6 protein-coding genes and 1 tRNA gene are annotated in these 10,414 nt (G+C 45.7%); 4 read left to right on the top strand and 3 right to left on the bottom strand.

Features of this window, described 5'->3' with window-relative positions:
- Positions 1–4: 4 nt before the first annotated feature.
- Both RXX31_RS04080 and RXX31_RS04075 read left to right on the top strand, forming a co-directional pair.
- Positions 5–3,028, top strand: coding sequence for a DUF6519 domain-containing protein (locus RXX31_RS04080; protein WP_317587816.1), 3,024 nt, complete (start codon positions 5–7; stop codon positions 3,026–3,028).
- Between the two features lie 325 nt (positions 3,029–3,353).
- A complete protein-coding gene (locus RXX31_RS04075; protein WP_317587815.1) occupies positions 3,354–6,950 on the top strand; it encodes a DUF4157 domain-containing protein in 3,597 nt (1,198 codons plus the stop codon).
- A 312-nt stretch (positions 6,951–7,262) separates the two neighbouring features.
- Here RXX31_RS04075 and RXX31_RS04070 read toward each other — a convergent pair whose 3' ends face one another.
- Positions 7,263–7,754, bottom strand: coding sequence for a hypothetical protein (locus tag RXX31_RS04070; protein ID WP_317587814.1), 492 nt, complete (start codon positions 7,752–7,754; stop codon positions 7,263–7,265).
- 89 nt (positions 7,755–7,843) lie between these two features.
- Positions 7,844–7,934: transfer RNA gene (locus RXX31_RS04065), tRNA-Ser, on the bottom strand.
- A gap of 325 nt (positions 7,935–8,259) precedes the next feature.
- Here RXX31_RS04065 and RXX31_RS04060 point away from each other — a divergent pair.
- Complete coding sequence (locus RXX31_RS04060; RefSeq protein ID WP_317587813.1) at positions 8,260–8,940, top strand: MaoC family dehydratase; 681 nt, start codon at positions 8,260–8,262, stop codon at positions 8,938–8,940.
- Between the two features lie 52 nt (positions 8,941–8,992).
- On the opposite strand, the gene RXX31_RS04055 is transcribed toward RXX31_RS04060, so the two are convergent.
- A complete protein-coding gene (locus RXX31_RS04055) occupies positions 8,993–9,820 on the bottom strand; it encodes a phosphate ABC transporter substrate-binding protein (RefSeq protein ID WP_317587812.1) in 828 nt (275 codons plus the stop codon).
- Positions 9,821–10,047: 227 nt separating this feature from the next.
- Here RXX31_RS04055 and RXX31_RS04050 point away from each other — a divergent pair, with 227 nt between their 5' ends.
- Positions 10,048–10,401 carry a DUF3024 domain-containing protein gene (locus tag RXX31_RS04050; RefSeq protein WP_317587811.1) on the top strand — a complete coding sequence of 118 codons (354 nt, stop codon included), beginning with the start codon at positions 10,048–10,050 and terminating at the stop codon, positions 10,399–10,401.
- Positions 10,402–10,414: the final 13 nt, after the last annotated feature.

The following is a 10,414-nucleotide window of genomic DNA, read 5'->3' as shown; positions in this document are numbered from 1 at the left end:
GAGTATGAAAACACAAATATCACGTCGAAGTTTTAAAGCAAATCAAGGTTATTCTGGCGTTTATCAACAAATGGGCCGGATGATTACTGATGCTGATTGGAACGAGCTCAATGATATCGTTAAAAACAGATTGGCGGATGCCTTGGTTGATATTATTGGTAGCGGTATTCCCAGAGACAATGGCTTAGTACGACAAATCTCGCCCGATAACTATCAGCTGCATTGGGGGCAGGTTTATGTCGATGGCATCGGCGCGCACGTGAGACCCGATAGCAACAACGCATTGGCTTTTAACTTTAGTCAGCAGCAGGATTTTCCGGGGGCTCCGGCACTCATTGCTGGGGAACATAAGCTTTATCTGGATGTTTGGGAAAGAACCGTCACGCACCTTGAAGACAGTCGCTTGTTGGACTTTGGCTTAAAAGGCGCAGACACCTGTACACGCACACAAGTGATGGCCCAGGTGAAATCTTGTAGTACAGATTATTCCCGAGAGGACATCGAAGCGAATAATCGTATCAATCCACCTATTGGCAACCAACGGGTAAGTTTATCTATTCGGCAGGGGCAAACACTGAATGATCCCTGCGACCCTTGCTCAGAAGAACTTAATATTCCTGAAGACATAGGTAATTTTTTATTTCGTGTTGAAGTGCATGATGTGCAATGGGATGAGAATAGTGACAATCCCAGAGTCGTTGCGCTGACATTGAAATGGTCAAGTGAAAATGGCGCCGAAGCATACGAGGTGTTGCAAAACCCTATTGGTTTTAAATCGAGCCAGTGGGCCTATGAATTCTTCTCTGGGCCTAGTGATAATCCTGACGACAATATGCTCTCTGAGAAACATCTTGGGCACCATTTAATGGCAGGTTTCAGCGCCGAACGCGCCATTCTTACCAATGGTTTCACACCCGGGGATGCACCAGGTAAAAACCTGGTACGTCGCTGGGATGGCTTCGCCCGCTTTATACACGATAGTGACGGTTGGCATTTAGACGAAGGCTATGATCGCGGCAGCCCACTTAGTACAGGGCTCAGCGATACAAACCATGGTTATGTGGATGTTGATGAGCAAACCGTTTTAAATTTAGAGAAAATTAGACTCACAATCGAGCTTGATGAGCCTATCGCTGTCGCCGGGGATTATTGGCTGGGTGAAGTGAGAGAAACTATCCACAACGACCAGCCAGACATCATCCTATCAGCGTTACCACAAGGGATATTACATCACTACTGGACACTCGGAACGGTACGGGTTGATGACAACGATGGTGAGAACGTGATAACTGGATTTATGCCAGAAGAGCAGCTTTGCCAGTCATTCGGATTTCCACCGCTCACCGATATTACCGCAGATGACGTTTGCTATCCGATTCCTCATTGTGGCGATCAACAACAACCCAGTGTACGTAGCCTGTTAGAAAAAGCATTGGGCACCGATTTTCCTGATGCTGGCAGCACTAGCAAAGTGAGAGCCATTCTCGACGTTTTGTTATGTCATCACAACGCCACGACATTACCACTTGAGAAAAATGAAGATCTCTGTGTGTCATTAAATACGCCCGAGATTCACAGCGTGCAAGATGCTCTGAATGAACTGTGTAAACGAGAAGTGGATGGCTGTGCCACCTTTACCGTCTTTCCGCGCCCGGGCTGGGAAAGCGTATTTAAGGAAATTGGCCGTAATCAGGATGCTCGAATTTGCTTCCGTGAAGGTGATTATCCGCTGGATGAACCCATTACTGTCAAAGGGAAGGGGCATCTGACCTTGAGTGGTGCTGGCAAAGGTACTCATATCTGGTCCAAGAATCACGAAGCCGCTTTGATTTTCGATAACTGTGCCAGTGTCTCTATGCAGGCTATGTTTGTTGAGGGTAAGGTCGCCAATACGCGAGATAAACAAATTGAGCACCTCAATGGCTCTGTCACCTTTAGTGATTGTGCCAGTGTGAATATTGAGGACATCACCCTGAAATGTGCTTCGGGGATCAGCACTGCGGCAACCTGTTTGACCATCACCAATTCAGGTAACCGTACTGGTAAAGCGACCATAGAGGATTCAACGTTCGCAGTCGGTCATCGTCAAGTCGCTATGCTACTGCTGAATTTAAGTCGTACTCATGTGGATAATAATTACATCACGACAACGCCCAAACCCAAATCACTGACGATTGAGCATCAGCTAAAAGATCGTCGCCTGGCTGCGCAGGCCAGAAAATTCCTGATCAATAAAGGTACCGTGCGCGACTTTGAAGAAAAGCCTGCCAGAGCTAAGAAAGATATTCATATGCGGAGTCAGGGGCAACGCCGTATCATGATCGATTCACCTATTGCAGCCAATATTTGGCGTGAACAACTGGAAGTCGCAGTGGGCGAAAAGACAGTAAAAACCAATCAAGAACTGCTTACCGTTGCTAAAAACGTGGCAGACAAGGCACTGTTTAATAAAGCGTTTAGAGCTGAAAATATCGCTTTTTTAAAATGGTTTGATGCATTAAAAATGCAAAACCCTTCTGTATCATTTAAAGGCATCGTGTGTGGTGGGCGCAGCGCCAAAGAAGTGCGCATCATCAATAACACCCTGGAGGGAGTTCAAGAAGGTATTCACGTAGGTGTGAGTGATAAAACAGATTCTAAGCGCTATGTTGCGGGTAGGGTCGTGATTGAAAACAACACGATAAATGTGCGCATACCGCCGTTAATTGTGCACAGGCGCGGCGGCATTTATGTGGGTAACTGCAACCACCTTTCTCTGTCACAAAACCATATCAGTGTTCAGCGTTTCAACTGGACGAGCAAAACCGAAGTGGAAGCCATTCGTGTTTACGGCTATCTGGGCTTTATGGCCACCATTGACAAGAATTACGCGACAGGATGTACGACTGGCGTGCGTTTTGAAGCCCTTAACGCAAACCCGGACGAGCGCTATCAGTATCTTATTGCCGACAACATGATGTTGAATACACAACGTATTGTCCAGTCTGGGATCATTAATCAGCTCGTTCTCAGGAATAATCGTAACTAGCAACTTAGCGGGGGAGTGGAAGCATGCAGCCAGACAATCAATATATGCTATGTAATTTGCAGCAAACTCGCCTATTTATAACGCAACTTTTGGGTTGTTGTACTACACTTAAAATTCGCGCCAGACCTGTTGGTGCAGGCATATCGGCAATGGGTTGTGTAAGACAAGACAGAACAATGGTTCGGTTTAGTTTAAGCATGTATTTAACGGAGTCGGTAGAGGGTTCAACACCCTTGAACAAGTATTGTGATTCAAGATCACAATTTATAGAGCGGGGCAGCAGATGGCTCGCTTTTTTATTGCCTAAAGAAAAGTGGTTTGCGCTATGAACAGCCAAATGCACGCCAATAAAACACAAGATAAAACGCCTACCATTGGGCGACAACAACGTAGCGCTGAGTCACGTAAACAGTCTGATACCGTCAGCTCGATTATTGCTGCGAATGCAAGTTCACCTATTGTTCAAACAAAACGAGCAGTTGCAGAAGAAGAGCTAGATGCCCCTGTGCAAAGAAAAAAGACGGACGAAGAAGACGACACATTACAACTGGTCAGTGGCGCGCAAGCCAAAGGGGCCAGGGCACAGGCTGAAGACCCGTACGAAAAAGAAGCGGACAACATTGCTAATCAAGTGCTCGCGGGTGTGCGCAAAGATTCAATTCACGCCGTGAGTGCAGCATCGCAGCGTAGTCGGGGCAATTCGGCTGTCGCGTCAAAAGCGAATGACAATCAGGCTCCTGAAGCAAATACTGGCATCGCGCAACGGATTCGCGCTCTACAAAGTGGTGGTAGCTCACTGGAAAACCGCGATTACTTTGAATCACGAATGGGTTATGACTTTAGTAATACTCGTATTCACAACGATGCCAACGCACACGACCTTGCCAAATCCATGGGGGCTAAAGCCTTTACCTACGGTAATCATGTGGTGTTTGCAAAAGGGCAATACGTCCCCAATAGCCAAAGTGGCAAACACCTTTTAGCCCACGAACTGACTCACGTTGTACAACAGGGTGCTGCTTCTTCATCGAGCCCGGGCAGCCCGCAAATTCAAAAAGCTGAGGACGATACAGCCGAAGAAGTTATTCCAGATGTAGCGGGCAATAAAAATTCTGGGTTGGTTGATAGAAGTGACGCCACTAATCCAACTATTACGTGGTCGGAATTGAAGATCCCGCGCTTTAAAAATCGTGACCATCGTGCAGCGCGTTACCAAGCTCTTTCGCCTTTAAAACGAGGGCGGGGACGGCGCGTAGATCGCACCGGCGACAATAATCCAGAGCAGCGTTCAAAATGGCTGACTCAGGTGAGTGCCACTAATATCCAAACTGCCTTAGAAGAAAAGATTAGAACGGCAAATGCGGGCGAAATGCCAGAGGGGAATACCCATGTGTTTGAAGTGAGAAACTCTGACAGACAAAATCGCTATTACAGCGGAACGTTAGAAAACTTGGCCTCGGAATTCAGGATCCCCACCTGGGGTGGTAAAGGTCGTACTGCCACGCCTAAGTTCTTTCATGTAGACCATATTGTTGAGCTCCAACTGGCTAATTGGCCACATGACTCACGAGGCAACGATATGGAAAATATGGAATTGTTAGACGGTGTTAAAAACCAAGAATCGGGTAGGATTATTCGCGATAATATTGTTAAAAAAATCAATGGCTTTATTCGCGCAACCAATTCTGATTACGGCGACTCCGTTAGCGATATAAAAGAAAACTTCACGCTGGTTTTTGAACAAGTAAAAGGGTCTGGGGCTCCTTCTGTAACACGTCCAGATTATTGGACAAGAGCCGAGATAGAAGCGGGTGAACATCTTAATTCTGTGGCGGCGGCTGATCCAACAAAAATTGGTGGTCCAGGGCTAGTTCGGGTGTTCTCGCGCCCAAGTGGTGGCGTGAGCAAGGCGTTTAGCTGGACTGGCAACACGACAGAAGAACAAACTGTGCCGTCGCGACTACGAAGTGAAAGGTATTGGCTGGATCCGCTCGTCATCACCCACAAGTACTTTAAAACTGACCCAGAAGAAGAAACTGACAGTAGCGACTTTGGCTATTTACGAGTACATATTTCGCAGCAAAACCCTGTATTCAAAACCACCGAGCCAACGGATATTCCACTTAGCCGCTTTATTGGTGCAAGGTATGGAGGCGCGCTTCCAGATACGCTAAGAAGTACCATTAATAATTTTAAAGCTAAGTACTTTAGCCCAATTGAGTGGGATCAAATTGATATCTATGGTGATCAGGGCATAGTTGCGACGGGTAATATTAATGTATCGCTTCCCTTCTTTGCCGACAGCACGCAAATTGGTTTAAGGCTGGCCAATCGCGAACTTACCGCCTTTAAAGAATTTACCGCTGAAGATATCAATGTGCCAGCGCCATTCAACATCAGTGAGTGTACGCTGGTCGCTTCTTATGGTTCAGGAACTGGCTGGGGTCTTAACGGCAATGTGAACTTTGGTATCGACAATGTCGGCACCGGAGAGATAACTGCGGGCTTGAATCAAGAGCAAGGATTTAGTGCAACGGGCCTGTTTGAGTTTGAATCCGACCTGTTTAATCCTGCACAATTAGAGGTTGGCTATCAAAATGAACAATGGAGTTTTGGCGGCCAGGTAGGCATTGAGCAGGGCGTTATTTCTGGCATTAGCAGCGCCCAATTGACAGTAGGCTGGGCTGAAGATGTACTCAGTGGCGATGGCAATATTGAGTTTACCTATCCTTGGTTAGAAAGTGGCACGCTAAATTTCAGGCATACTGCCACTGACGGTTTCTCGTTAGGTGCTGAAGTTGGTTTAACCAGTGCCATCCCAGGACTTCAATCAGCCACTTTAGGCACCTCTATCAGTAAGAATGAAGCGGGGGCGTGGAGCCTTGGTGCATCAATTGAAGCCGAGCTAGATACTACGCGCATTCCGGGTCTCAACAGCACAACACTAACAGGGCAAATTCAAGATGGTATATTTACCGCGAGTGTGGAAAACGTGGAATTTGAACGAGATATCGCCACTGGCACGGTCACTCTAGGTGTGACTAATCAGGCAGTCGATGAAAATGGCGACCCGATTGAAGGCCAGTCAACAGAACTACTTGTTTTCTATGGTAGTGGTGATATTAGCTTGCAACTCACCCCTTGGCTGGAAGCCAGTGCGGGTGTTACCTTCGACCGGGAGGGCAGCATCAGTATTGTCGGTAGTGTTGAAGTTACCGAAGACATTGAAATATTAACGGATGAACAAACGCCAGATTTAGAAGTACCAAGAGCAAGAAGACCCGGTTTTGACGTGAATATTCCCTTGGTTAGCGCCGGCGTAGCCGATGTGGCATTGGATTTATCCGGTGAACTTAATGCCTACATACATACCAGCCCACTGATACTCACCGATGTAGTGCTTGCTGTTTACTATGAGTTTGATAACCCGCAAGCGACACGCGTAGACGGCAACGCCAGATTGCACATGGATGCCCAGGCGGGAATTTCGGGCGCACTAGAGCTCGGCTTATCCGCTCGTGTTCTCGTGCTCAGAGGCGGTGGTCGTATTGTACTAACCGTAGGAGCCGAACTTGATGGCAATGTCGATCTCGTTGTTCATCCCTCATGGAATGTGAGCGAGGGTTTTGCGGTAACCGGCGAACTTGATGCGGTTGTACAACCCGTGGTGTTTGTCTCACTGGATGGCTACCTCTACGCAGAAATTGATGCCCTGATTGGTTCAATTGATGTTTGGGAGTCAGAGCGTTTGAATCTTGCGGACGAGCGTGTTCCTTTGGATATCAGAGTAGGTGCCACAGCCGAAGCAAGTTATCACCAATTCCCGCGCGGTGAATTAACCTACAGCGGCATAAATTGGGTAGTACCAACGGCGAGTGAAATGAAAAATGCGCTGTTAATTTTGATTAGGGATAAGGTATAAGCTCACTGATTCAAATAAAAGGCGGCGTATAAGACCTAATACCGATCAGTTAAGTACAAAATAGCTGGTTAAACGATCCTCCAAGGATGTCAAAATCCGAGTTTTGGCGATTGAGAACGACGGCAGGAGACATTAGTCCGGCGCTGCTATCATAAAGCTCCCTCAATACATAACGTCACTGCGGACAAAAAAACACATAGCCACTGATGGAGGATGCAATAAGCCCCAGACTTCAAGATACTATCAGGCGATTAGAAATGGTTTTGTTTTTGAGCTCTTTCTCCACATATGTAAGTGGTCAGCAAACGCCATTCAGTCTGAAGAGGAGGCTTTCATAATGCTTAGTTTTTTCTTTTTTAGATGATCAAGGAAGTAGCGCGTCCTTTGGTTTAATTGATGTACCGTAAGGTTGGTAATTCTCTGTTGTTGTTTAGAGGCGATGAAGTCCTGCTGCCACTTGTAGCCTTGGGCAAAGTTATTTCTTATCGCTTTTGGTTCGCTAGTTCCACTTTGAAAAATCGAGGGAGAGTAGTGCGTTCCCTCATCAGTAAACGAAGCTCGCAAGGCATTAACGGTGGAAACAATCTCTGAGCGCACTTTCTTGTGGCAATCCCTATCTGGATCAACCTTATCTAGGGACTCAAGAACTTTTATGATGATTGGTTGGCTTCGCCTAATCGCAATGGCGCGAATTTTGGTCTTGAGGCTGAACTTAAAATCGAATGGATAGCTGAGTTTGACTAAGGTCTTTGGGGTACAAAGTCTGACAAAGTAAACAGAGTAGCGGTTTTTGAATAGATACATTGACTCAACTGATTGACTCACTGTAGCCAAACTAGGTGCCCTGAAACGAAAAAACCGCTGATAAATCAGCGGCTTCTTTCTATGAATAGTGGCGGAGAGATAGGGATTTGAACCCTAGATACGCTATTAACGTATGCCGGTTTTCAAGACCGGTGCTTTCAACCACTCAGCCATCTCTCCGTGTGGGTCGTATAATAGTGAGAGCGTTGAAGCTTGTAAAGCCTTGAACTCACGAAAAAGAACTGTTTGGTCGTTTTGTAATCATAGGTCTATGCTGTGATAGGGAGTGGCTTAGAAAATTCTATTAAAACAGGGCATTTTATAGAGTTTTTACTTTATCTCCTGACCACTCAATAAAATGGTGTTTTATTGATATCTTTCTGAAAATAAAGAAATAATCTACTTTGAGAATACATGTGTTCGCCCGAAAGTGTTTGCATCAGTTTGTGAACTAATTCAAAATTAACTGGTATAGCCAGTTGTGCTTAAATTTCTAAGGGTGTTTATGAAGGTCACAAATCTATTTAAAGACAAAGTTGATGCGATATCTGCACATCAATCCGAGTTTATGAATTGGATGTCTCCAACGCTACGCGACTATTGGAGTGACTTTTTGGATAAAGCTCAGCACAGTCTCCTGTTCTCAAAAGTACGCGACTACCAGCAGCCTGCGATTAATGAAGAAGTTGCGCCACAACCAGCGCCTATCGTCATGGCACCAGAAGCTCAAAAGTTGTACCAAGAGCTTGGTGAGAAAATTGGTGAAGTCATCCACGTGGGAGAGTGGGTACATGTATCTCAAGACCGTATTAATCAGTTTGGTGCGGTAACGGAAGATATGCAATGGATTCATACCGATCCTGAGCGTGCATCTGCAGAGTCACCATTCAAGACGACGATTGCTCATGGTTTCTTAACCTTAGCGTTGTTGCCAAAGCTGACAGATTCGGTTGATCCAGACAAGCCATTGTTCCCAACAGCGAAGCTCGTTGTCAATCTAGGGCTGAATCAAGTTCGTTTCCCTTACCCAGTAAAAGCGGGTAATAACGTTCGAGCTGTAAGTACACTGACCAAAGTAACGCCAATTAAGAAAGGTCTTGAGGTTGAGCGTGAAATCAAAGTGGAAATTGAAGGTATACGTCGTCCGGGAGCGGTTGTCGTTTCTGTTATCCAACTGCATTTCTAAACGACGGAATAAATTAAAAAAAGAGAGCATCGTATGTGCTCTCTTTTTCTATTTATTGATCAAACTTTTTCACTGGCGTATAGCCATATTCCTCTACCGCCTTTTGGCCTTCTTCTGATTTTAAGAATGCCACGAAGTCTTTTCCTGCTTTGTCCAGTGAACCCACTTTATACAGAACCAAGAAAGGTCTTGCTAACGTATATTTGTGGTTCGCGATGTTTTCTGAGGTCGGTTCAGTACCTTCAAACTGGATAGGTTTTACCGAGCGATCAACCGAACCCACTGAGATAAAGCCAATCGCACGCGTGTTATGGTTTACGATCGTTTTCACCATACTGTTGCTGTTTACTACCAGGTTGTTAGGGCTGATATCAGAGACTAAGCGATCATTAACGATTGTGGTGAGACCCAATAGGCTTTCAAAACTGTAGCGTGAGCCTGAAGACGCTTCACGAGTTACAACCGCGATAGGCTGATCATCACCACCCACTTCTTTCCAGTTCGTAACCTTACCTTTGTATATATCAAACAATTGCTGTTGAGAAAGGTTATCTACAGAGTTCGCACGGTTTACGACAATAGCCAAACCATCGTAAGCGATAGGGATAACGTTAAGATCTTCTCCTTTTTCGCTTTCTGTCAGGTATCGGGAGCTCATCCCAATTTTAACCACACCTTTGTTCACCATGGTGATGCCTGCACTCGAGCCAATGCCTTGGACAGCAATATAATCGTCTGGGTGTGTTTTATTATATTTCTCGGCAAGTACATCCATAACACGAGCAACGGAGGTTGAGCCAGAGATATTCACTTCTTTCGCCATAGCGGAAGGAAGAGCGATGGCCATGGCTAGCAGAGTCGCCACAGTAAAACGTAACATATTAAACTCCAAAAAATGGTATATAGCAGCGCATATGATATTTCGCTGAGGTTACACTTTTGTGAACTAGGAAGCCCTTAGGCAGGGAAACACCTTCTTTTAAAGAAACTTTATTTTTGGGAGTATCAGATGTCATCCACTCACAAGTTGAGCAACACATAGGTTGACAGTACCGCTTTTAATAGTGGTAGGGTGTATACTAAGAACTACCTATCAGGAGATCTTTCATGTCAGTGTCTCAAATGGCAACCAGTCGTTTATACAAACTCGTTCATTCGCTCTGCTCTGTTCGGAATGCTAATTTACCCGTCGAGCAGGGCAAATGCCTATATGAGCCTGTGGAAAACGGTGTAGAGCTTCATCGTGCCCATTTCCTGCTAGACTCCCAGCATAGCGAATATACGTCGCCAGTGGCTAAGATTATGTTTGATGTGCAAAAGCAGCTTTGGCGTTTTTATGTACCGAGTTATCGAACCGGTGAGTTGAAATGGGTGCCATATGAAACCCTACCATATAGTGAGTCTCTCGAAGCGTTGCTAGGGGAATTAGAAAGCGATCCTAAAGCGTGTTTCTGGGAGTAGGCTGTAATACCAT

Source organism: Vibrio sp. EA2, from assembly GCF_033042495.1.
In the GTDB taxonomy this organism is placed as follows: Bacteria; Pseudomonadota; Gammaproteobacteria; order Enterobacterales; family Vibrionaceae; genus Vibrio.
Note: the sequence above shows the minus strand (reverse complement) of the source record. Positions and strands in the feature narration are given on the sequence as shown.